This window comes from Oscillibacter sp. 1-3, from assembly GCF_000403435.2.
Taxonomy (GTDB): Bacteria; Bacillota; Clostridia; order Oscillospirales; family Oscillospiraceae; genus Oscillibacter.
Genome location: NZ_KE159709.1, coordinates 32802 through 56849 on the forward strand (window position 1 = coordinate 32802; position 24048 = coordinate 56849).

The 24048-nt window shown below is 61.0% G+C and carries 18 protein-coding genes and 1 pseudogene; 7 read left to right on the forward strand and 12 right to left on the reverse strand.

Annotated features, from left to right (window positions below):
- The first annotated feature begins 1 nt into the window (after position 1).
- The gene (locus tag C816_RS21885) at positions 2-3916 is read left to right on the forward strand and encodes an ATP-binding protein (RefSeq protein WP_051147082.1); all 3915 of its coding nucleotides are present in this window, start codon (positions 2-4) and stop codon (positions 3914-3916) included.
- 284 nt (positions 3917-4200) lie between these two features.
- Here C816_RS21885 and C816_RS12805 read toward each other — a convergent pair whose 3' ends face one another.
- The 5 genes from C816_RS12805 to C816_RS12825 form a co-directional block, all read right to left on the reverse strand.
- Positions 4201-4452: a hypothetical protein gene (locus C816_RS12805; RefSeq protein ID WP_016322817.1), complete on the reverse strand. Its 252-nt coding sequence runs from the start codon at positions 4450-4452 to the stop codon at positions 4201-4203.
- A gap of 201 nt (positions 4453-4653) precedes the next feature.
- Positions 4654-5022: a RidA family protein gene (locus C816_RS12810; protein ID WP_016322818.1), complete on the reverse strand. Its 369-nt coding sequence runs from the start codon at positions 5020-5022 to the stop codon at positions 4654-4656.
- Positions 5023-5056: 34 nt separating this feature from the next.
- Entirely contained in the window at positions 5057-6316 is a 1260-nt protein-coding gene (locus C816_RS12815; protein WP_016322819.1) for a dicarboxylate/amino acid:cation symporter, read from the reverse strand.
- 57 nt (positions 6317-6373) lie between these two features.
- Complete coding sequence (locus C816_RS12820) at positions 6374-7543, reverse strand: MalY/PatB family protein (RefSeq protein ID WP_016322820.1); 1170 nt, start codon at positions 7541-7543, stop codon at positions 6374-6376.
- A gap of 253 nt (positions 7544-7796) precedes the next feature.
- Positions 7797-9848, reverse strand: a complete 2052-nt coding sequence (locus C816_RS12825; RefSeq protein ID WP_016322821.1) for a sigma 54-interacting transcriptional regulator — start codon at positions 9846-9848, stop codon at positions 7797-7799.
- Positions 9849-10008: 160 nt separating this feature from the next.
- Between C816_RS12825 and C816_RS12830 the strand changes: the two genes are divergently transcribed.
- A complete protein-coding gene (locus C816_RS12830) occupies positions 10009-11301 on the forward strand; it encodes an L-cysteine desulfidase family protein (RefSeq protein ID WP_016322822.1) in 1293 nt (430 codons plus the stop codon).
- A 114-nt stretch (positions 11302-11415) separates the two neighbouring features.
- Here the strand turns inward: C816_RS12830 and C816_RS12835 are convergent, their stop codons facing one another.
- The 5 genes from C816_RS12835 to C816_RS12855 form a co-directional block, all read right to left on the reverse strand.
- Positions 11416-12972: a tripartite tricarboxylate transporter permease gene (locus tag C816_RS12835; protein WP_016322823.1), complete on the reverse strand. Its 1557-nt coding sequence runs from the start codon at positions 12970-12972 to the stop codon at positions 11416-11418.
- Positions 12973-12987: 15 nt separating this feature from the next.
- Entirely contained in the window at positions 12988-13431 is a 444-nt protein-coding gene (locus C816_RS12840) for a tripartite tricarboxylate transporter TctB family protein (RefSeq protein ID WP_016322824.1), read from the reverse strand.
- A 76-nt stretch (positions 13432-13507) separates the two neighbouring features.
- Positions 13508-14545 carry a tripartite tricarboxylate transporter substrate binding protein gene (locus tag C816_RS12845; protein WP_016322825.1) on the reverse strand — a complete coding sequence of 346 codons (1038 nt, stop codon included), beginning with the start codon at positions 14543-14545 and terminating at the stop codon, positions 13508-13510.
- A 216-nt stretch (positions 14546-14761) separates the two neighbouring features.
- Positions 14762-15316, reverse strand: a complete 555-nt coding sequence (locus tag C816_RS12850; protein WP_016322826.1) for a chromate transporter — start codon at positions 15314-15316, stop codon at positions 14762-14764.
- The gene (locus C816_RS12855) at positions 15313-15858 is read right to left on the reverse strand and encodes a chromate transporter (protein ID WP_016322827.1); all 546 of its coding nucleotides are present in this window, start codon (positions 15856-15858) and stop codon (positions 15313-15315) included. Before C816_RS12855 ends, C816_RS12850 begins: the two co-directional genes overlap by 4 nt.
- Positions 15859-15963: 105 nt before the next feature.
- Between C816_RS12855 and C816_RS12860 the strand changes: the two are divergent.
- From C816_RS12860 to C816_RS12875, 4 genes and pseudogenes are all read left to right on the forward strand, one after another.
- A pseudogene (locus C816_RS12860) lies at positions 15964-16838 on the forward strand (LysR family transcriptional regulator).
- 139 nt (positions 16839-16977) lie between these two features.
- Entirely contained in the window at positions 16978-18669 is a 1692-nt protein-coding gene (locus tag C816_RS12865) for a response regulator (RefSeq protein ID WP_016322830.1), read from the forward strand.
- On the forward strand, positions 18666-20084 hold the full coding sequence (locus C816_RS12870) for a sensor histidine kinase (protein WP_016322831.1): 1419 nt from the start codon (positions 18666-18668) through the stop codon (positions 20082-20084). The genes C816_RS12865 and C816_RS12870 overlap by 4 nt, the downstream gene beginning before the upstream one ends.
- Positions 20081-21076, forward strand: a complete 996-nt coding sequence (locus tag C816_RS12875) for an ABC transporter substrate-binding protein (protein WP_016322832.1) — start codon at positions 20081-20083, stop codon at positions 21074-21076. The genes C816_RS12870 and C816_RS12875 overlap by 4 nt, the downstream gene beginning before the upstream one ends.
- Before the next feature lie 286 nt (positions 21077-21362).
- On the opposite strand, the gene C816_RS12880 is transcribed toward C816_RS12875, so the two are convergent.
- Entirely contained in the window at positions 21363-22430 is a 1068-nt protein-coding gene (locus C816_RS12880; RefSeq protein WP_016322833.1) for a GntR family transcriptional regulator, read from the reverse strand.
- Positions 22421-22909, reverse strand: a complete 489-nt coding sequence (locus C816_RS23730) for a hypothetical protein (protein WP_155979010.1) — start codon at positions 22907-22909, stop codon at positions 22421-22423. The genes C816_RS12880 and C816_RS23730 overlap by 10 nt, the downstream gene beginning before the upstream one ends.
- 47 nt (positions 22910-22956) lie before the next feature.
- Here C816_RS23730 and C816_RS12885 point away from each other — a divergent pair, with 47 nt between their 5' ends.
- On the forward strand, positions 22957-23988 hold the full coding sequence (locus C816_RS12885) for a substrate-binding domain-containing protein (protein ID WP_016322834.1): 1032 nt from the start codon (positions 22957-22959) through the stop codon (positions 23986-23988).
- Positions 23989-24048 lie beyond the last annotated feature (60 nt).

A 24048-nucleotide genomic window follows, 5' to 3' on the forward strand; every position in this document is an offset into this window, starting at 1 on the left:
TATGATGAAAGACGTTGTTCAGAAACGGAAAAAGCGGACGATTTTCCGCATGTTCCTGGTTCCCCTGATCGCCATCATGCTCCTCCAGGGCGCCATTACCATCGGTACGCTGGTGGTGCGGCGGATCACGGGAACGCTGGAGGAGTACTCCGGCAATATGATGAGCCGTCTGGTGGAAAACCGGGGTGTGATCCTGCAAAACGACATGAACCAGCGCTGGGCGTCCGTTCACGAGCAGGAGGCGCTGATGAACGGTCTTCTGGAACAATATCTGGACAGCCGGGGTGTGGAAGTGGAGACGCTGCTCCGCTCCGGAGAGATGCGGGACGGTCTTTTGGAGCTGCTGTTTCCGGAGTGTCTGGATATTTTGCAGAACAATTTTACCAACGGCATTTTTCTGATCCTGACGGGGCCGGACGACGGGACGGCGGGGGAGTACGAGGGATTTTTTATCCGGGATTCCGACCCCGGTGCCAATCCTGTCAATTACACGGATCTGCTGCTGGAGCGGGGGAGCAAAGAGCTCTCCAGGGCCTGGAATATTCCGCTGGACACCAATTGGACCACCCGGTTCCATATGGATGGCCGGGAGATGAATACGGCGGACCGCTATTTCTATGAGCCCTGGCGGGCTGGGCGGGACTTTCCCGACGCGGATGCGGCGGACCTGGGCTACTGGGCGCTGCCCTTCTGCCTGGAAAAGGACCGGGCGGACCCCCATGAGATGATTACCTACTCCCTGCCTCTGCGGTATGATGGGGTGACCTACGGCGTATTGGGCGTGGAGATTTCCAGCAGGAGCCTGTATGACTACTTCCCGGTGGCGGAGCTGAACGACTCGCAGCAGTCCGGGTATCTGCTGGCCGTCCGGAAGGAGGACGGCGGCTATATGCCCCTGGTAGGCAAGGGGATGCTCTATGAGCAGGTCCGCTCCGCAGGCGGCGGATTTCTTCTGCAGGAGACCGCTTATCAGGACCTCTGCCGGATAGAGGGCGTCACACTGAACAGCCAGGGCATCTATGCCGTGTCGTGCCCCTTGCGGCTGTACAGCACAAATGTGCCCTATGAGGATACCGAGTGGGCGCTGGTGGGCCTGGACACGGAGGAGGACTTATTCGGCATGAGCCGCCGTCTCTATATCTGGATGGTGGCGGCCGTTCTGCTGGGCCTGGGCGTCGGCGTGCTGGGTATCTATCCGGTGGTGAGGCATCTGACGCGGCCGGTCCAGCAGCTGATGCGGTGCATCAGCGGGGGTTCGGAGGGCCTTCAGAGCTTTAAGCTCTCCAATATTCTGGAGATCGACGGGCTGTACGATGTGATCGTCGGCCTGACGGAACGGCAGAGGAAATCGGAAAACATCCTGCTGGAGGAGAAGGAGCGCTACAAGCTGGCGCTGGAATCCTCCAAGGACATCTTCTTCTCCTATGACCTGCGGAGCGAGACGCTGGACGTGGTCAACCACCCGACGATGAGCGGTCAGTGGCAGTGCGGCGGCTTTGGGGGCTGCTTTATCGATCCCGGCTGTATCCACGAGGAGGACCGGGCCCAGGCTGTCCAAACGCTTCGGAGCAGGATGGACGACTTGTATGCGGAATTCCGGCTGAAATGGCCGAAGGACGCGGAATTTCGCTGGGCCGCCATCACGGGGAAGATGGTCGATGATACCGATGGCCGGCGGTGGAAGCTGGTGGGCAGCATCCGCGACATCCAGGAGCAGAAGGAGCGGGAGGCTGAACAGCTTCGGAAAAACACCGTGGACGGAGTCACCGGTCTGTACGCCTGCGGCGCCGGCCTGAAAAAGCTGGCGGAGTACCGGAGCGAGCAGCCGGAGGGCGTCATGGTCAGTCTGGTTTTGGACCAGATGAAACAGATCAGTGAGGAAAACGGAATCATTTTTGGGGACATAATCCTAGAGGAGCTAGGCGAGCTGGTGCGGGAGCGCTGCCAGACGCTGGCGGAGAAAACCGGGCGCCGTGCCGCTGCCCTGCGGCTGAACCGGGACGAGATCGTCCTGTGGCTGGAGGGACAGACAAAGGCCCAGGCGGCGGAATTCGCAAGGGAGTTGCTGGAGGCGTACGCCGCCCGTTTTTCCGCGCTCTCTGTTCCGGCGCGGGCCGGCCTTGCCCTGGCGGACCGGGAGCGGAGCACGGAGCAGCTGATCCGCATGGCGAAATCCGCAAGGAACGCCCTGCGCCCCGGCGCTGCGGGCCGACCCCTTTTCTATGAGGAGATTCCGGAGGCGGAACGTGCCGCCCTGCCCCCGCTGCAGGCCCATGAAATCAACACTGTGGGATACGATGAGGACATGAGCCTGGTGTCCGTGGCGCTGAACCTCTTTGGCAAGGGCGGCGACTTCCCCGCGCAGATGATGCTGATGATCGGGAAGATCGGCCGGTATTATCAGGCCGGCGGCGTTCTGGTGTCCCTGCTGCGGGCGGATTTTAACTCCAACTACCTGAATTACCAGTGGCACCAAAACGGAGAGGACGTCGTAAAGAGCGTCAGGAAATATAAAGAGGAGGAGAAGACGGCGTTTTTCAACTGGCTGGGCCAGGGAGAGGTGCGGTATTTCTCCGCGGAGGACAGCCGTCAGGAGATTCTCCAGTGCTTTTTGAACGTGCTGCCGGGCCAGCAGGGAGCGGTTCTGCCCATGTACGACAGCGGCAGCTATATGGGAAATATCTGTATTCTGGACATCCCGCGGCAGATTTTGGAGGACCCCGAGGCGTATCAGGACCTGGCGGAGCTGGGACGGGTCGTCCAGGGCCAGGTGAACCAGCGGCAGCACGATATTGCCAGCAAGGCCAAGTCCGAGTTCCTCTCCCGGATGAGCCATGAGATCCGCACGCCCATGAACGGCATCATCGGCATGACGGCCATCGCCCTCCAGAAGGAGCAGAGCCCGGAGCGGATCATGGACTGCCTGCGAAAGATCCGGTCCTCCTCCGATTATCTGCTGGGGCTCATCAATGATATTCTGGATATGTCCAAGATCGAAAGCGGCAAGATGAAGCTGGAGCCCTGTGATTTTGACATCCGGGAGATGCTGGACACTGTCCGGGAGCTGATCGCGCCCCAGGCGGAGGCCAAGAGGATCGAGTTCACGCAGGACATCTCCCTGACCCGCTGCTGGTTTCTGGGGGATGGGATGCGCATCAGCCAGGTGCTGATTAATCTTCTGGGCAACGCCGTGAAATTCACCCCGGAACGGGGGCGGGTCACGCTGAGCGTGCGCGAAGACAGCGCCGGCGGAGAAGAGGCTCTGGTCCGCTTCGCGGTGAGCGATACCGGCATCGGCATTGCCAAAGAGGAGCAGGAGCGGGTCTTCCGCGCCTTTGAGCAGGCCGACGCCAATCCCTCCAAGCAGCAGGGCACCGGGCTGGGGCTCTCCATCAGCAGCCGTCTGGTGCAGATGATGGGGAGCGGCATCCAGCTGGACAGCGCCCCCGGCAAGGGCAGTACATTCAGCTTTGCCGTCCGCCTGCCCGCCGGAGCTCCCGTGGAGGCCGGAGCAAGGACGGAGGAGATCTCCTTTGACGGGTACCGCATTTTGGTGGTGGAGGACAACGAGCTGAACGCCGAGATTGCGCAGTCCCTGCTGGAGGAGCGGAATTTTGAGGTGGAGTGCGTCGGCGACGGCGCGCAGGCTGTGGAGCGCATCCGCGCGACGCCGCCGGGCACCTACGATGTGATTTTGATGGATATTATGATGCCGGTGATGGACGGCCTGGAGGCCGCCCGGACGATCCGGCGCATGGAGCGGGAGGACTGCCGCACCATTCCGATCATCGCCATGTCGGCAAACGCCTTTGACGAGGACTTGAAAAAGTCGGTGGAATGCGGCATGAACGGACACCTGGCCAAGCCGGTGGAGGTGGATAAGCTCTATCGGGTCCTGTACGAGGTTCTCCGCTGAACGCCGGAGAGGTCCTTTGAGGAGGCGATTCGGACAAATCGGCGGGCGTACCCGCGGCGGCCTGGAGCCGGACTGCACACGGCAGATCTATCTCCTGCCAAAGGCAGAGCGGGCGCGGCGCTGGGCTGGGAACTGCGGGCGTCGAAGTGCAGCTGCCGCAAAAAGAAAAGCCGCGGAAATCCATTGGATTTCCGCGGCTTTGGTATGCGCCTGGCGGATTCGTTTCCGTGACCGTTCAAGGCAGGAGCCCCTTGGGCGGCCTGGTCGGAGCGGGCGCGGCCGAGTTACCGCATAACCGCGTCCAGATCCCGGGTGGCGGTTCCGTCCTCCAGAATAAAGCAGGGAATCCCAATGCCGCCGTTTTCACGGATGTCTGCATAGACGGGGCTGTCCTGCCGCAGGGCCAGATAGGCCTTCAGATCGGACAGGCTGGCGGAGAGGTTCTTGAACTCGACCTCCGCCTTCGCCTCGCTGAGACGGTTTAAGGCATACAGCGTATCAGGGCACAGATGGCTACCAACAACAGTGATTTTCATGATAAGATCTCCTTTATAAATTCGGCCGTGTTTGATAAATGACAAAATGCCAAAGCGACAGATCGTTTTCCGCTGTGCCGCCATAGAGATTTTTGAAATGCACAAGGGTTTCCGAAATATTTCCTTTGTCCAGCGAAAAGATCTCCCGCCGCTGGCCGTCCCTCCAAGATTCAAACGGCTCTGGATAATGATTTGCAGAAATTACTTGACGGCAATGGCCTCAATCTCGCAGAGGACGCCCTTGGGCAGGTCCTTCACGGCCACGCAGGAGCGGGCGGGTTTTGAGGTGAAAAATTTGGCGTATACCTCGTTGAACGCGGCAAAGTCGCCCATATCGGCCAAAAAGCAGGTGGTTTTCAGAACCTTGTCAAAGCCGGTTCCGGCGGCGTCCAGAATTGCGCCCACATTTTTGCAGCTCTGTTCCGCCTGGGCGGCGATGCCCGCGGGAACCTCGCCGCTGGCGGGATTTACAGGGATCTGGCCGGAGGTGAAGACAAAGCCGTTTACCTCGCAGCCCTGGGAATAGGGTCCGATGGCGCCGGGGGCACTCTTGGTTTCCAGTACCTTCATGTGAATCAAGTCCTTTCATATTTGGATGGAATTTTTATTGCAGCTGGCCGGCGGCGATCTTCTTTTCCAGCCAGTCCCTGCCCTCCACCAGACGGGTGACGATCATGGAGGCGATGGTATCGCCGGCGGCGTTGAGGCAGGTGGCGGCGGGGTCAAAGAGGAAGCCCAGGGTGGCGATCAGGGGGAAGGCCTCCGCCGGGAAGCCGAACATGCTGACGATCAGCATCTCTCCTACCAGACCGCCGCCGGGGGCGCCGGAGAGGACGAAGGCGCTGAGTATGGCCACAGCGATTGCCATGGCGTAGGTGCCTGCGCCGGTGAAGGGCATATCAAAGATGCCGAAGAGGAAGGCGATCTTTACAATGGAGCTGAGGACGGAGCCGTCCATGTGCATGGTGCAGCCCATGGGCAGCACCAGGTCGCTGACATCCTTGGGCACGCCGATGCTGTCGCAGGCCTCTTTGTTTACCGGCAGGGTGGCGGCGGAGCTCTGGGTGGCGAAAGCGGTGACGGCGGGGGTGAAGATGTGCTTCAGCATCCGCCTGAGGCCGGTCTTTCCTCCGGCGAACAGGGCGTACAGGGGGAAGAAGATTACTACATACAGCAGGCACAGAGGATAGTACACCACCATGGAGCGGCCATAGTCGCTGAGCAGCTGGGGACCGAACTCGCCCACCAGATTAGCGAAGTAAGCGCCCAGGCCCAGGGGGGCGATGGTCATGATGACACCCACAAATTTCATGATGATGTCGTTGAGGTTGGCCAGCAGTCTGCCCACGGGGCTGTTCTCCCCGCCGCAGGAGGCTACGCAGAAGCCGGTGATGATGGCGAAGATAATCAGGGGCAGCATGTGGGACTTGCTCCACAGTTCCGGAAAGTCGCTAACTGTCAGAGAGCCCACGATCATCTGGGCCGCGGTCTGGGCCTCGCCCACCTCGGCGGAGGCCAGCTGGATGCTGGTGCCGGCGGAGGGGCTGAACAGATTCACCCAGATCAGGACGCAGGCGGCCGCCACTGCTCCGGTGCCCAGGAAGGTGGCCACTGTTCCCCCGAGAATCTTTCCAAGACGGCTCATGTTGGCCATACTGCCCACGGCGCAGGTGATGGACACAAAGACCAGAGGCACCACAATGGTGAAGAGCAGATTCAAAAAGATGTCGCCGATGGGCTTCAGGGTCTGGCCCAGGCCGGGGGAAATCACGCCGATCAGGGAGCCGGCGGCGATGCCGCCAAGAAGGAGGATGGGGGTCTTATACTGCTGCCAAAGGGATTGCTGTCCGTTTTGTGTAGCCATGATAATATCTCCATTTCTCGTTTCTTTTGTATCTCTTCTTTTCCTGCCGGCGGGGACTCAGAGGCTGTTGACGGCGGCCTCCAGCTGTTGGAGGGCCTGCTCCAGCACGCTCCGGGGGCAGGCGGCGTTGAGCCGCATGTATCCGCTCAGGCTCCTGCCGAAGGCGTACCCGTCATTGAGACCCAGGCCGGCCTTTTGGATCATGAAGTCGTGGAGCTCCTGATTGCTCAGGTCCAGGTCCCGGCAGTCCAGCCACATGAGGTAGGTGGCGTCCGGAGCGTAGGTCTTGATCTTTGGGATGCGCCGCTGGCAGTAGTCCACCACAAAGTCAAAGTTTTCGCTGAGGTAGGGAAGGAGCTGCTCCAGCCACTCCTCTCCCTCCCGGAAGGCGGCCTCCATGGCCGTGAGGGAGAAGGCATTGTTGCGGTGGATGTCCATGTTCATCCAGAATTTGTCGAAGGTCTCCTTCATATGGGCGTTGGGGAACACCACCGTGCTGGCCTGGAGGCCCGCCAGATTAAAGGTCTTGGTGCCGGAGATGCCGGTGACCACGTTTGCGGCGATCTCGGGGGACAAGGTGGCGGTGGGAATGTGCTTTTTGCCGTGGAAAATGAGGTCGGAGTGGATCTCGTCGCTGACCACCAGGACGTGGTATTTCAGGCACAGCTCCATCATCCGCCGGAGGTCGCTCTCCGTCCACACGATTCCCAGGGGGTTGTGGGGATTGCACAGCAGGAACAGGTCCGCGATTTGGAGCTTTGCCTCGAAGTCCTCCCAATCCACCGTCCACTTGCCGTTCTGTTCTGCCATCTGGTTTTCAATGACCGTCCGTCCGGCGAATTCGGTCATATCGTAGAACTCGCCGTATACCGGCGTCTGGATCAGTACGTTGCCGCCCTGGGGGGTATAGAGCTGCACCATGGCGCTGAGGGTCTGAACCACTCCCAGGCAGAAGCTCATCAGGTTTGTGTCCGGGCTCCAGCCGTTGCGGCGGCTCTGCCAGTCCCGGATGGCCTGGAAGTAGCTGTCCGGGCGGGCGGTGTATCCCCAGATGCCCTCCTGGGCCCGGGCGGTGAGGGCGTCAATAATGGGCTGGGCGGTTTTGAAGTCCATGTCCGCGATCCACAGGGGGATCACATCCTCGGTGCCGAACTTCTTTTCGCGTTCGTCGTATTTGGCGGAGCGGTTGCCGGAGCGGTCCACGATCTGATCGAAATTGTACTGCATGGCGTTCAGTTCCTTTCACGGTTTGTTTTCTTGGGTCTTTGCTATGAGATAGCAGCAAATATTGTGCCAAATTAAAAAGAAAAAACGGGGACAGCAAAAAGCGGTAATCAATTTGGGTGGAAGTACAAAATGTCCGGGGGCGGTTTTGGCAATTTGCCAATGCCGTCGCCGGACATTTTGCGGAATCACGGGGGATGATACAGGTATTTCCGCAGCTTTTGGTAAATAAAATGGTTGAATTGGTTAATTGGAATCAAGTTTGACCGTTTTCCCACAGCGAGCGCCCTTTGGGGGTCAGCTGGCTGCCGCCCCGGCCTCTGCTGACCCGGGCCAGCCCCCGGGCGGCCATATCGGAGAGAATGGAGCGGACCTCCTGCTGGGAGAGGGGGATATGGGCCTCCCGGGCCTTTTGCAGCAGCTTGTCCCGGCCCATGGGCATTCCGGCCTCGGAGGCGGCGTACAGCTGGGCCAGAACAAAGCGAAAGGTGTCCGAGGAGTCCGCCTCTGCGGGGACGGGGAGAGCGGCGGGAGGGAGAGCGGTCTCTCTGGAGAGGAAAAGCGTGGGGGGCAGGTCCTCTATGGTGATGTCCTCATGGCCCGTATAGATGAAGTACTCCACCGCGTTCCGCAGCTCGCGGATATTCCCCGGCCAGGTGTGGCGGCGGAAGAACTCCTCCACCTGCGGCGTCAGGCGGAAGGCGCCGTTCAGCTCCCGGCGGAAGTGGTCCGTCAGAAGAAACATATCGTCGCCCCGCTCTGTCAGGGGCGGAATGAGCACCGGCAGGGTGTTGAGCCGGTAGTAGAGGTCCCGGCGGAAGGTACCCTCCCGGACCTTTCGCTCCAAGGCCTCGTTGGTGGCGGCCACAATGCGGACATCCACATGGATGATCCGGTTTCCGCCCACCCGCATGACCTCCCGTTCCTGGAGCGCCCGAAGGAGCTTGATCTGGAGGGCGGAGCTCATACCCTCCACCTCATCTAAAAAGAGGGTGCCCCGGTGGGCCAGCTCAAAAAGGCCGGGCCGCCCGCCCTTTTTGGCTCCGGTAAAGGCCCCCTCCTCATAGCCGAAGAGCTCGCTCTCCAGCAGATTCTCCGGAAAGGCCGCCACGTTGATGGGCACGAAGGGGCCGCCGGACCGGAGGGACGCCCGGTGGACGGCGTGGGCGAACAGCTCCTTGCCGGTGCCCGTCTCGCCGATCAGCAGGATGGGGCTCTCGCTGCGGGCCATGCGGCCCAGGGTCTCCTTGGTTTTCTGGATGGCGCTGGACTGGCCGACGACGTCGGCGAAGCTGTATTTGGCATAGTGGCCCTTGCGGAAGAGCTGGTTCCGCAGATCGTTCTGCCGGACCTCCACATCGTTGAAGCGCTGCAGCAGGGCAAAGGCGCCGATGCAGGCGTTCTGCCGGATGACTGGGATTACCTCTACGCTGAGATCCACGCCGTTGACCTTCATGACCCTGGCGGGCAGGATCTGGCGGTTTTGCAGGCACTGGACAAAGGGGATGTAGGGAAACACCTCCTCACACCGCCGCCCCTGGACCAGGGCGGCGCTGACACAGGTCATCTCCTCGGCGTGGCGGCTGCACGCGAAGATCTCCCCCTTTTCGTTGACGCCCACCACGCCGTCCTCAAGGCTCTCCATCAAAATATGGAACTGGCTCTCCAGGCGGATGGACCTGGCAAACATTCGGTCAAAGCTGTAGTTGCTGGTTGCCACCTCCTGAACGTATTCCTGGAAAGCCGGTCCCTCCAGCAGGTCCTCCAGCCCCAGGCGGAGGGCGATCTCGATCATCATACCGGAGGTGCAGACCCGCTGGCCCAGATCGATGACTGTCTCCACTCCCGGCGGGACGTAGCGGACTTCATCCGGCGTGACGGCGATTTGGGCGTCCGGAACCTCCGGCGCGCCGGGATAGAAGGGGACCCATTGGACGTGGGTGATTCCGAACTGCTCCAGCTGGGCGATGGCCTCCCGTGCCATGGTCTGTGTCATGTTGACGAACAGCACTTTGCTTCCTGCGGGCAGCTCCTTGAGCCTGCGCAGCTCCCTCCAGCGGAAAGACACCTCCACCGCCATGGTCTGGCTGTCGATGGGGATGTGCCGCAGCAGCTCCTCCGGGGAGCCGTAGGCGTCGGTGGAGGCCACAAACAGGTCCGCCCGGTCCAGCACTCCGGCGGCGCTGCCGTCCAGCATGGAAAAGACGGAGATGTCCGCCGCGTCCGCGAACAATCCGGCGATGTCGGCCCGGTAGGACTCTGCCGCTCTGGGGTCCAGGGCGATGACGGAGATTTTCTTTTTAGACATCACAATAGCGTCTCCTTTGACCAGTTTCTTTGACCAGTTAACCATAAATGATAGCGAATTGCAAGGGAATTCCCGGGAAAAAACCTGGCATGAAATTTGTTAAATAGCTGAAGCAAATGGATCTATTTCAAAACCAACTTACCAGAGAGGAGTATCCCATATGATTACAAAGGAAGAACTGCTGACCCTGCTGCGCCAGGAGGTGGTCCCCGCCCTGGGCTGCACCGAGCCGGTGTGTGCGGCTCTGGCCGCCGCGGACGCCTGCCGCGCCATCGGCGGTGAGATCGTCACCGTGAAGCTGGAGGTCAACCCCGGCATCTACAAAAACGGTATGAGCGTGGGCATTCCCGGCTTTTCCCGGGTGGGGCTGAGATACGCCGCTGCCCTGGGGGCCTGTCTCCGCAACCCGGAGAAGGGACTGCGGCTCCTGGAGGACCTCAATGAGGCGGTCTCCGACCAGGCCATTGCGCTGGTGGAGGACCGCCATGTCACCGTGACCATCAAGCACGACGAGGTCCAGCTCTATGCCCGGGCGGAGGTCATCACCACCGCCGGCGTTGGTGTCAGCGTCATCCGGGGCACCCATTCCAATATTGTCTTTACCAAGCGGAACAACCAGGTGCTGATGGAAAAGCCTTGGTCCGCCGGGAACGGCGACGCGCTTCACGAGGGGCTGAAAGCGATGCGTGTCTCGGAGATTCGGGAGCTGGTGGAGCAGTGCTCCCAGGAGGAGCTGGCCTTTATGCTGGAGGGTGTGAAGATGAACGAGGGCCTGGCGGATTACGGTCTGGAGCACGACCCCGGCATCGGTATTGCCGGCGCGCTGAACCGGCAGATGAGCTCCGGCGTCATGGGGGAGAATCTGTTCAGCCGGATCATGACCCGGGTGGCCAGCAGCGCCGAGGGCCGCATGAGCGGCTGTCCCTACGCGGTCATGAGCAGCGCGGGCAGCGGCAACCACGGCATCACCGCCGTCATCCCCGTGGCGGAGATGGCACGGCACTTGGGCGCCTCTGAGGAACGCCTGGTGAAGGCCCTGGCCTTTTCCCACACGCTGAATGTTTACATCAAGCTCTTCACCGGGAAGCTGTCTGCCACCTGCGGCTGCGGCGTCTCCGCGGCCACCGCCGCCTCCGCCGCCATGGTCTGGCTGATGGGGGGAGGCGATGAGCAGATCGGCGGAGCCATTATCAATATGAGCGGCGACCTCACTGGTATGGTCTGCGACGGAGGCAAAATCGGATGTGCGCTGAAGCTGGCCACTGCCGCCAACGCCGCGCTGATGTGCGCCTGTCTGGCTATGGACAACGTAGTCCTCCAGTCCACGGACGGTATCTGCGCCGCGACGCCGGAGGAGGTTATCCGCAGTATGGGCCGGGTCAGTATGCCGGGGATGGTGGAGACGGATAAGGTCATTTTGGATATTATGATGGAGAAGGACCAGAAGGACTGAGGAGCGGACGCGGATGCTTTCCGGCGTTTTCTTCCCGCCAGAGGGGGCTTTGACAGTTAAAAAAATCCCCGCTGTATCTGCAGTACAGCGGGGATTTTGAATGGAGATCTGCTGTCAGTCGGGGGTGCGGACGGGGTCGTCCCCGGTCTCGCCGGGGATGTCGCCGCCGGCCTGCTCTACGGCTTTTTTCTCCATGCGGTTCATCAGGATGGGGGAGAGGATGCCGAAGACGCACAGAGCGATCAGCACCCAGCAGACAGGAGTGGAGAAGAGAATGGCGGGATTCCCGCCGGAGAGGGCCAGGGAGCGGCGCAGGCCTTTCTCGCCGATGGGCCCGAGGATCAGCGCCAGCACAATGGCGGCGGTGTTCAGGTCGAACTTGCGGCAGAGATAGCCCAGCACGCCGAAGATCATCATGATAACCACGTCCACGAAGTTCTTGTGGATGGCGTAAGAGCCCACCACGCAGAGGACGGAGACGGCGGGAATCAAAATGGCGTCGGACAGGCGGGAGATCTGCGCGAAGCCCCGGCAGCCCAGAAGGCCGATGCCCAGCATAAAGAACTGGATCAGCACGAAGCCAGCGAAGAAGGTGTAGGTCATTTTCGCCGTCTCGCCCACGAAGAGGTCGGGGCCGGGGGTCAGGCCCTGGATGATGAGGCCGCCCATCAGCACGGCGGTGACGCTCTCTCCGGGGATGCCCAGGGTGAGCATGGGGATCAATGAGCCGCCGGTGACGGCGTTGTTGGCGGCCTCGGACCCGGCCACGCCCTCAATGCTGCCGTGGCCAAACTTCTCCTTTTCCTTGGAAAACTGGCGGGCGGTGTTATAGCCCAGGAAGCAGGCGATGGAGGCGCCAGCGCCGGGCAGGATGCCGATCAGGTTTCCGATGATCCAGGAGCGGCCCACGGTGGGGGCGATCTGCTTGAACTCCTTCTTGTTCAGCATCATCTTGTCACTGAACTTGGTGGCCCGGGCCCGCTGCGTGATCTTCTGCTCCGCCAGAATCAGCGCCTGACTCATGGAGAACAGGCCGATCAGGGCGCAGGTGGTGTTGATGCCCTCATAGAGGGAGGACTGGCCGAACATGAAGCGCTTCACGCCCTCCATGGGGTCCATGCCGATGGTGGAGAGCAAAAGGCCCAGCGCACCGGAGATCAGTCCCTTTACCATGGACTTGGAGCTGACGCCGGCGATGATGGTCAGGCCGAAGATGGACAGCCAGAAGTACTCCGGGGAGCCGAACTTCATAGCCAGCTGGGCCAGCAGAGGGGCAAAGAAATACAAAGAGATGCAGGACAGCAGTCCACCGAAGAACGAGGAGATGCAGGCGGTGCCCAGAGCCTTGCCGGCCTTGCCCTGGAGGGTCATCTGGTAACCCTCGATGGCGGTGGCAGCAGAGGCGGGGGTTCCGGGGGTGTGAATCAGGATGGCGGAGATGGACCCGCCGAAGATGGCGCCGCAGTAAATGGCGCCCAGCATAATCAGGCCCGTGGAGGCCTCCATGGTGAAGGTCATGGGCAGCAGCAATGCCACGCCCATGGCGGCGGACAGGCCCGGCAGACAGCCGATGACGATGCCGATGGTGGTGCCGGCGGCCATGGCCAGCAGATTGACGGGGACAAGGGCGTTGATAAATCCCTGGCCCATCAGGGCTAACGTTTCTAACATTGTCGTCCTCCCCCTTTACTTAAACAGCAGGCCCACAGGCAGTTTGACCTTGAGGAACAGGGTAAACGCGCAGTAGACCAGCGCCAGGATTACGACGGTGGACAGCAGGATCTGCCACTTCGGAACCTTCAAAAACAGCAGGCATACCGCCATGAATACCAGTGTTGCGATGTAAAAGCCGGCGAAGTACATCACCACCAGGTACAGCACCACCATACCCAGGATGGGGAAAAACTGTTTGGGGAGGAATCCCTTGAAATCCTCCAGGCCGGTGGTGACGCCGCTTTTTTTCGCTCCTCGAACCATCTGCGCCACATACAAGGTGGTCAGGGCTGCCAGCAGGATGATGATGAACAGGGGGTAGGTCTGGGCGGCGGAAGGGAGGCGCAGGGTCATCACCAAAAACAAAGCGCAGATCGCGTAGATAAACGCGACAACGCCAATATCGGTTTTCTTCATCTCTCAAACCTCACATTTCAGTCGTGAAAAAGGACGCGGGGCTTCACGGCGTGAAGCCCCGCGCAGCTCTATGGAATTAATCGGCCCAAATAGAGGAGACGGTGTCGGTGCAGAAGACATACTGCGCGTCCAGCAGGGCGGCGGTTGCGGCGGGATCCATGTACTCAGTGGTAACGCTGGCCTTGACGGCAGCGTCCAGATAGGCGGAATCCTCCATCGTCTGCTTGAAGGCGTCGGCGTAGAAATCGATGATCTCCTGGGGGGTGTCCTTGGGGGCCACAATGGCGCGGGCGGAGCCGTACCACTGGTCATAGTAGCCCGCCTCGCCCAGAGTGGGAACGTCGGGATACTCAGCAAGACGCTTGGTGTCAAAGACACCAAGGACCTTTACCTCAGAGGTGAAGGCCGCAAAATCGGCCAGCTTGGCGGAGGAGAAGTCCACCTCGCCCTGGCGCAGGGCCAGCAGCTGGTCGGCGGTGCCGCCGTAGGGGATGGCGGTGTACTCAAAGCCGGCGGTGGTAGCCAGCAGCTGCGCGGCGATGTGGTTGGAGGCCTTGTTGCCGTTGGTGGAGGCCTTCAGCTCGCCGGGATGGTCCTTGGCATAGGCCACCAGGTCCTCCAGGGTGTCGAACTGGCTGTTGGCCGCCACCAGGATGACGGAGGTCTCGGTGACGTGGTTGCAGATGGGCACGAAGTCCTCCATGGTGTAATCACCCAGGCCCTCCACGATGTTGGAGCACAGGGTGGGCAGGTTCACGAAGCCCAGGGTGTAGCCGTCGGGCTTGGCCTGGGACAGGGCCGTCCAGCCGATGGAGCCGGAGCCGCCCTCCTGGTTGTCGATCACGATGGTCTGGCCGATGAACTTGTCGGCGTAGGCACTGAGGACGCGGGCGGTGTTGTCGGTGCCGGAACCGGCCTTGTAGGCCACGATCATGTTCACGGGCTCGCTGGGGGTCCAGCCGGTGGCGGCGGGCTCAGAGGGTTCGTTGGTATCGCCTGTGCTGGTGTTGGCAGGCGGGGGTGTGGTGCCGGCGTCGTCGCCGGAGCCGCCGCAGGCGCACAGGCTCAGCAGCATGAATGCCGCCAGCAGCAGGGCAAGGAGTTTCTTCTTCATTTTCAACTCGACCTTTCTTTGTAACTTGCAGGTGAAACACCTGGTCACAGGATAGCACGACAGTGCCTGAAAATCAATTGCTAATTCATAAAAATTTAACAATTATTTTCTCATAAAATAGCAAAAATTTGATTGCATTTTACAGCGCGCTCAAACCAGTGAAAAAAGAGGAGCAGAGATCGGTCTGCTCCTCTGAAAAAAAATTGAAAACGCTTGTCATGCCAGGCACCAGGAAAGAACCAGCCGCAGAATGCCGCAGGCCGTTCCCATGGCCAGCATAAAGACCATAGGGGAGGGCTTCCGGCGCCGGTAGACTGCCAGACCTCCGCAGAACAGGACCGCGGATAACAGAACAAGACCGGACCCGCCGGAACACAGCGCGTTTTTCACGATTACCGCCCCGCCGTTTACAATTACACCGGTCACCGCCGCCCGCAGTATTTTTAATGTATACTGCCAGCGGTGGTTTTTCCGCAGCTGGTCGTTTGCCCGCAAGATCAGGAAGGAGATTAGGCATCCGGGCAGGATGCAGGCGCAGGTGGCCGTCACTGCGCCGGGGATGCCGTGGAGGCGCATGCCCACAAAAGACGCGGCGTTGACGGCGATGGGGCCCGGAGTCATCTCGGCGATGGCCATGAGGTCCACCAGTGCCTCCGCCGTCAGCCAGCCCAGACGGTCCACAATCTCCGCCTGGATCAGGGAGATGGCCGAGAGCCCCCCGCCGATGCTGAAAAGCCCGATGTAAAAAAAGCGAAGCGCCATCGCCGTCATGATGCGTTCCTCCCCGCCAGCAGCCAGCCCAGGAGGGCGCCTCCCGCCAGAAGCCAGATGGTCCCAATGCCCGTGGTCAGGGACAGCAGAAGTACCGCGCCCATCACCGCCCGCCGCAGGCGGTCTCCTCCGCGGAGGATCTCCATCGCCATGGCGGCCGACGCGTCCGCCACCACCACAGCCACCGCCAGGCGCAGGCCATACAGCAGCGCGGCGATAACAGGGCTGGCGGAAAACGCCTCATAGCAGAGGGAGAGGGCGGAGAGGATCGCCAGCGGCGGGAGAATGGTGCCCAATACGCCGCAGAGCGCCCCGGCGGCCCCTGCCATTCGTGCGCCCACCTGTACCGCTACGTTGACGGTCACCGCGCCAGGGGAGGCCCGGGCGAAGGCCGTCATGTCCAGAATTTCCTCCTGGGTCAGCCACCCCAGCTCATCCGCGAACCGCCGCTGCATCAGGGGGATAATGACGAACCCGCCCCCGAAGGTGAGGCCGCTGAGGGCCAGCATGGAGGTAAACAGCTTCCAACAGATCTTTCCCATGTCTCTCACTTCCTTTGTCTCCAGTTTACACCATAAATTTGCATTTTGGAAATACTATGATATAATAAAAAATATAGTGATTTTCTTATAAGAGGGGGGAGGAACATGACCCTGCGCCACCTGCGGATCTTTCTGGCGGTGTGCCGGGAGGGATCTGCCACCGCCGCCGCGGAAAAGCTGTACATCGCCCAGCCCACCGTCAGTGTGGCGATTCGGGAGCTGGAGAGCCACTACGGCGTCACCCTGTTCGACCGGATCGGACGGCGGCTGTTCCTCACTGACGCCGGGGAGCAGATGCGCTCCTACGCCCAGCACATTGTAGCTCTGCTGGACGAGATGGAGGTCCGCTCCCAGGATTGGGAGGAGACCGGCACCCTGCGGCTGGGCAGCAGCATTACCATCGGCACCGTGCAGCTGCCCGGAATCACGGCGCGGCTCCAGGAGCTGTATCCGAAGCTGCGGATCGAGGTGATGATCTGGAACTCCGATACTGTGGAGGCCGCTATTCTGGACAACGGGATCGACCTGGGGCTGATCGAGGGAGAGTGCCATCACGGGAAGCTGGCGGACATCCTGCTGGGCGGGGACGAGCTGGTGTTTTTGTGTCACCCGGAGCATGCCTTCGCGGGGCGGTCCGTGTCCGCCGGACAGCTGAACGGGGAATCCTTTCTCTTTCGGGAGAGAGGCAGCGCCGGCCGGGACCTTGTGGAGTCCACCCTAAAAGCCGGCGGGGTGGAGCCGCGGCCTCTGTGGCAGAGCATCAGCACCCAGACCCTGGTCAGCGGGGTGGCGGAGGACTGGGCGTGGCGGTGCTGCCCCTGTCGCTGATCCGGCCGGCCCTGGACGCAGGCAGCGTGAGCCAGTTCTGGGTGGAGGGCATCCGGTTTACCCGGCGCTTCCGCCTGCTTTATCACAGGAATAAGTATCTGACGCGGCCCATGGAGGCGATGATCCGCCTGTGCCGGGAGACCTGGGCGTGAGGCGGAGCGTTTGAAATCCTCTGTCCATTGGAAAAACAGGCGTTGAAAATACCGGAGGGCTCCATCTCCGCTCTGACGAAGCAGGACCTGAGAGGGCAGATCCCGCCGAAAAATCTTTTGTAGTATTTTGCGGCGGTCTATGGTATTCTTAAAAAAAGACCCAGCCGCCGAAACCGCGCGGGACGGCCATGTGGGGGAGGGAATCACCTTGCTGCGTGCATTTTTAGTCGAGGACGAGAGCATCATCCGGGAGACCCTGCGGGACACGGTTCCCTGGACCCAGTGCGGCTACACCTTCGCCGGGGAGGCCGGAGACGGGGAGATGGCCCTGCCCCTGATCCGCCAGGCGGAGCCGGACGTGCTGATTACCGACATCCGAATGCCCTTTATGGACGGGCTGGCCCTCAGCGAACTGGTCAGCCGGGAATTTCCGGAGATGAAGATCGTTATCATCTCCGGCTATGACGATTTTGAATACGCCCAGCAGGCCATCAGTATCGGCGTGGAGCGGTACCTCCTCAAGCCCATCACGAAAAATGCCCTTTTGGGCGTGCTGGAGGAGATCAAGGAGAAGATTGAGGGGGAGCGGGCCAACCGGAGCTATCTGGCCCAGTTCCACCGGGAGGCCGAGGAGTACGAGCAGTATACCCGCCGGGTGTTCTTTGAGAGGATGGTGGCCGGACAGCTGTCGGTGCGGCAGATCTACGAGACGGCAGGCAGACTGGACATTGACCTTCGGGCCCAGTGCTACACCATTGCCCTTTTCTCCGTACTGCCGGAGAGCTCCGCCTCGGCGGAGGGGTACTCGGAGCCGGGGGCCCGGCTGCGGGACGCCCTGCTGGAGCATTTTTTGAAATATCCGGAGTATGTCCTCTTTCGGTGGAACCTGACCACTTACGCGGTGCTGCTGAAGGGGGACGGCGCCCGGATGGACGAGTTGTCCCGGCGCTGTGTGGATACTGTCCGCAGCCGGTACGAGGCCCATGCCCCGGAGCGGAGCTGGTATGTGGCCGTGGGACGGCCCACCCAGCGGCTCAGCACGCTGCCCGCCTGCTTTGAGGAGGTCTCCCGCCTGTGGGCCTACCGGCACATTCTGCCCCAGCAGCATGTCCTGACGGCGGATACCGTAAGCTTCCTCACCGGTACCGGCAGCGACTGCCAGCTGGACCAGCTGGACGCGGGCAAAGTGGATCCGGCGATCCTCACAGGTGTGATGCAGAGCGCCAGCGCCCAGGAGATTCCCAGCTTTGCCGATGAGTACATCCACAGTGTGGAGGAGGCCCTCGGCTCCAAGCCCTTCTGCCAGTATCTCATGCTCTCCGTCCGCTTCACGGCGGCCCGGTTCGCCGCCTCCCTGGGGGTGTCTCAGCAGGAGCTGTTCGCGCCTTTGGCCTGCCTGGGCCTGGTGGGGCGGAACGTGACGGCCGCGGATTTGAAGGACTATCTCTCCGCCATATTGCTGCGGACTGCGGAGCTGCGGGACCGGGCGGCCAGCAGCCAGTTCCGGAGCCTTCTCAAGCAGGTCGTGACCTATATTGACCAGCATTTTACCGACGAGACCCTCTCCCTGAACCAGGTGGCCCGGGAGGTGAACATCTCCGCCAACTACCTCTCTGCGGTGTTCAGCCAGGAGATGGGCGCCACTTTTACCGAGTATGTCACCGGCAGGCGGATGGATCTGGCAAAAAATTTGCTGCGCACCACGGACAAGCGCTCCGGCGAGGTGGCTGCGGCTGTCGGATATAAGGACCCGCATTACTTCAGCTTCCTCTTCAAGAAGACCCAGGGCTGTACGCCCCGGGATTACCGGGGAGGAGGAAAGCGCCCATGAGCCGCCGGGACTCCATTCAAAGCAGGATGCGCCGCCTGGTGGCCATCTTCTGCGCGTTTTTGGCGGCGATTTTGATGGTCATGCTGGCGCTGGTGCTGGTCTACAACAGCCAGTACACGGGTCTTCTTTATAATGTGACGACCGCCTCGGAGTTCAACCAGGACTTCAAGGAGAACATCGACTTGAAGATGTACTACTATGTGATTGAAAGCCAGTACTCCGAGGGGCTGCCAATTGAGGAGGTGAAGGCGGCCCAGGAGCTGGCCCGGGATCTTCTCAGCACCACCAGCCAGAAGGACAGCCTGCGGGCCGTCACCAGCGTGCTGGACCTGTGCGAGAACCTGGAGGAGAAGATCTATCAGATCGAAAAGACTCAAAACTACGACGACCGGCAGATGCAGCTGGAGAACAACATCTATGTGCTCACCGCCATGATTCAGGAGTACATGTACAACTATCTCTACTGTGAGTCTGTCCAGCTGAATCTGCTCCAGCAGCAGATCTCCCGGCAGATCGCGGCGGAGATATTCCTGGTGCTGGCTCTGACGGCCGCCCTGGTTCTTCTGCTGGCCCGGTACAGCGTCCGGCTGGCCCGGTCCGTCACGCAGCCGGTGGTGGACCTCAGCCGCCGGGCGGAGGACGTCATCGGCGGTGACCTGGCGGTTCGGGAGCCGGTGCGCTCGGAGACGTATGAGATCCGCACCCTCAGCGAGGGCATAGAGCAGATGATCTCCCGGATCAACGCCCAGATCCAGGAGATTACGCAGAAGCAGACCAGCCTCCGCCGGGCGGAGCTGGCTCTGCTCCAGGCCCAGATCAATCCCCATTTTCTCTACAACACCATGGATACCATCATCTGGCTCATTGAGGCGGACCGGTCCCAGGCGGCGGTGGAGATGGTCTCCAACCTCTCCGACTTCTTCCGGCACTCCCTGAGCCGCGGAGAGGATGTCATCACCCTGGGGGAGGAGGAGCGGCACGTCCGCAGCTACCTCCAGATCCAGCAGGCCCGTTACAAGGACATTTTGGACTACACCATCTGCATCGACTCCGGCTTACAGGGGACCAAGCTCCCCAAGCTGACGCTCCAGCCGCTGGTGGAAAACGCCCTGTATCACGGCATCAAGCTCAAGCGGGGTAAGGGCTGCATCTATGTTACCAGCCGGGGGGAGGGGGCGGATGTCCTCATCCAGATCACCGACGACGGCGCGGGCATGGCGGCGGAGCGGCTGGCGGAGCTGAAATGGGCCCTGGAGACCGGGGAGCGGGTAGGGTTTGGCCTGGTGACGGTCCACGAGCGTCTGCGGCTGCTGTTTGGGCCGCCCTATGGGCTGACGCTCTCCAGCCGCCAGGGCGTGGGGACCACCGTGACGGTGCGCATTCCGCGCGGCGGAAAAGAGGAGGCGGAGACGTGAAAAAGATCCTTTTAACCGCGCTGGCGGTATTGGCGGCCGTCGTCGGCTCCGCCTGCGGAGCCGGGCAGGATCTTGCCGGAGATTCTGCCGAGGGGGAGCTGGTCGTAGTGGGCATGAGCCAGGTGGGGGCGGAGTCCGACTGGCGCGTGGCCAATTCCGAGTCCATGAAGGCGGTATTTACGGAGGAGCGGGGCTACCGCCTGCTGTTCGAGGACGCCCGGCAGAAGCAGGAAAATCAGATCACGGCCATCCGCCGCTTCATCCAGCAGCAGGTGGACTATATCGTCCTTATGCCCATCAGTGAGACAGGCTGGGACTCTGTGCTCCAGGAGGCCAGGGAGGCGGGTATCCCCGTCATTCTGGTGGACCGCATGGTGGACGTGGAGGACGAGGGACTCTACGCGGCCCATATCGGCTCAGACTTCCGGAGGGAGGGGCAGTCGGCTGTGGACTGGATGGCGGAGGCCTATCCGGATCAATGGGCACCGGTGCGCGTCGTCCACATCCAGGGAACCCTGGGCTCCACAGCCCAGCTGGGGCGGACGGCGGCCCTGGAGGAGGCCGCCGCAGTCCATGAGAACTGGGAGCTGCTGATCCAGCTGGACGGAGACTTCACCCAGGCCAAGGCCTATGAGGTGATGACGGAGTACCTTGACCGTCTGCCTGCCAGGGGAGAGATTGACGTGGTCTACTGCGAAAATGACAACGAGGCCTTCGGCGCCATCCAAGCGCTGGAGGAGCGGGGCTATACCTGCGGCAGGGGCGGTGTGGATGTTATCACGTTCGACGCCACCCGGAACGCGCTGCTGGACTGCATGAACGGGAGGATCTCCCTGGCTGTGGAGTGCAATCCGCTGCTGGGCCCGCTGGTAGAGGAGGCCATCCGCACTATGGAATCCGGCGGAACCCCGGAGAAGCACCGCTACGTGGAGGAGCGGGTCTTCACCCAGGACCGGCTGACACCGGATTTTGTCGAGAGCCGCAAATACTGAAATGGGCCTTGTTTGAAAAATGTCAAAACGCCCAAGTGAGGGATCTTTTTCCGCCGCTCTGCGTTGATTTTCCTTGCCATACACAAAGTATGGCGGCGTCAAACCGCCTTGATCGGAAAAAAATCTCTCACTGCTGCGCATTTTGCCATTTATCAAACAAGGCCTGGTGAAAATAAGAGAATTTTTCCTGTGTGAAGTTGGCGAAAAAAACCCGCGGAAGGCCTATGCCTTCCGCGGGTTTTTTTGGTTTCAAAGAGCGGGAAACGGCGGTTTCTCATTTTCAGCGCTATCCGCTGTTGCGGACGACCAACTCCCACTCCAGATTTTTGGAGTGGGCGGGCTCGCCCCGCAGCAGGCGGAGCATCTGCTCCGCGGCCTCCTGGCCCATATGGCTGCGGTGGCTGAGAGACGTGATGGGTACGGGGCTGATTTGGCTGAGGTAGCTGTTGTCAAAGCTGACCACCGCCACCTCCTCCGGCACCTTGCGGCCTGACGCCAGCAGAGCCCGAATCAGGTGAAAAGCGATTTCGTCGTTGTAGCAGATCACCGCTGTGGCGCGCTCCAGCCGCTTTTGCAGAAAGTCCTCCAGCAGGCGGCTGCCCCGCTCCTCCATCAGGCGGCGGCGGTCCTCCGTGTCGTACCAGGCGAAGCGGCTGTCCCGGATCGTCAGCCCCCCGTCCCGCATTGCGGAGACGGCGCCGTGATACCGCTGGGGACCCTGGATGTCGTCGCTTTTGAAAATGCCGGCAATCTCCCTGTGGCCCCGGTCAGTCAGATAACGGCCCAGGCGGTAGCCGCCGCCGTAGTTGTCGTCCGCGACGCAGGGGGTGCGGCCCAGCTCGCTGTAAGCGCCGTGGAGAAAGACCATGGGCGTGCCCGCCTGGCGCAGGCGCTGATACAGGTCCGCGTTGGGGGTGGGGAGGGCGGTTTTGGAGCCCTCAACCAGAAGGCCGCTCACCGGTTCCTCCAGCAGCCGCAGGAGGATCTCCCGCTCTGCGCTTACCTGGTTCTCCGTGGCGTAGACGGCGGTGGAATACCCCTGGCGGGAAAAGACCTCGGAGGTGTCGTGGAGGATGCCGGGAAAGATATAGTCGTCCAGAAAGGAGGTGACCACCGCGATCTGCCGCGGCGCAGTGCCCGGCAGAAGGCCCGTGGTGTAGGAGCCGCTGCCCTGCCGGCGCTGGATCAGCCCCTCCTCCTCCAGCAGCTGGAGGGCGTGACGAACGGTCTGCCGGCTCAGCTGATACTGCTGCGTCAGCTCCAGCTCCGTGGGCAGCTTGCAGCCCCGCTGGCCGCTGCCGCGGATCAGATCCTCCCGCAGCCGGTCTGCCAGCACCCGGTATTTCATGGCCATTCCGATCCCTCCTCTGGCGGCGTCGTTGATCTTAACAGCATCATTATACCAGCCGGCGAAGGCGGATTGCCCAAAATAATGGTTGAAGTTTCTTTGAGTTTTGGAGGATCTCCCAGAGGAAAACGCAAAAATCTCCCGCCGGCCCTGGGAATATCCCAGGCAGAAATGGGAGATTTTTCACCTTTTTCCGGAAGGAAATCAACGATTTCCTCCGAATTGGGCAACCTGCCAGTCCAAAAAAACGCCCTATTTTTGTCTTGCACAGGAAGAAAACAAACTAAAAAGCATAACAAATCGTAAAATAATAAACAAAAGGAAAAATTGCGCCGCAAAATTTCTGAAAATTTGTATTGATTTATGTGATAATACATAAAAATTGTATTATTTATACATACAAAAATGGTGAAAATAGCTAAAAATGTATTGACTTTGCAGCGGAAATCGTCTTTAATGCAGGCATGGAACCACCGGATGCCCAACCGCTCCGGACAGTGGGTCCGCAAAATTAGAAAGTGAGGAAGAAACAATGAAAAAAGTTTTGTGTCTCGTATTGACGCTCTGCATGGTGCTGGCCCTGGCCGCCTGCGGCGGGAACAGCGGCGGCACTCCCGCCGACAGCGGAAGCCAGACCCCTGCCTCCACTCCCGACGCCCAGCCCGCCGGGGATACCAACAGCGGCCTGATTACCGTGGGCGTCATCAACAACGACCCCAACGAGTCCGGCTACCGCACCGCCAACGACGCGGCCATGCGTGCAATGTTCACCGAGGCCAATGGTTATAAGGCCACCTTCTACAACAACAACGATGCCGCCCAGCAGATCGCCACGGCTCAGCAGATGATCCAGGACGAAGTGGACTTCCTGCTCCTGTCCCCCGCCTCCACCACCGGCTGGGACAGCGTCCTTCAGGACGCTCAGGCTGCCGGCACCCAGATCATCCTCTTTGACCGTATGCTGGAGGCCGATGAGAGCATGTACGTAGCCGCCGTTGTCTCCGACATGCCCGCCGAGGGCAAGACCGCCGTTGACTGGCTGGCCGCCCAGGGCCTGAGTGAGTACAACATCATCCACATCCAGGGCCACATGGGCTCTGACGCCCAGCTGGGCCGTACCGGCGCTCTGGACGAGAAGGTCAGCGCCGAGGCCAGCTGGAATTATGTCACCCAGCAGACCGCCGACTGGGACGAGGCTACCGCCCGCACCATCACCCAGTCTGTCATCGACTCCGGTAAGCCCTTCAATGTGATTTATGCTGAGAATAACGGCATGGCCCGGGGCGCCGTGGCCGCTCTGGACGCCGCCGGCATCACTCACGGCAAGAATGGCGATGTCATCGTCATGGGCTTTGACAGCGATAAGTGGGCTATGGAGGCAGTTCTGGAGGGCAGCTGGAACTACATGGGCCTGTGCAACCCCCTGCAGGCTGAGACTGTCGACAGCATCATCAAGGACCTGGTGGCAGGCACTGCCCCTGCGCAGAAGATCATCTACACTCCCGAGCAGGGCTTTGAGGCCGCTACCATCACCCAGGCCGACGTGGACACCTACGGAACCTGATATTCAGAAGATCTGAATCACAGAATCATGTGACCGGCACGCGGCGCGGCATGTCAGCCG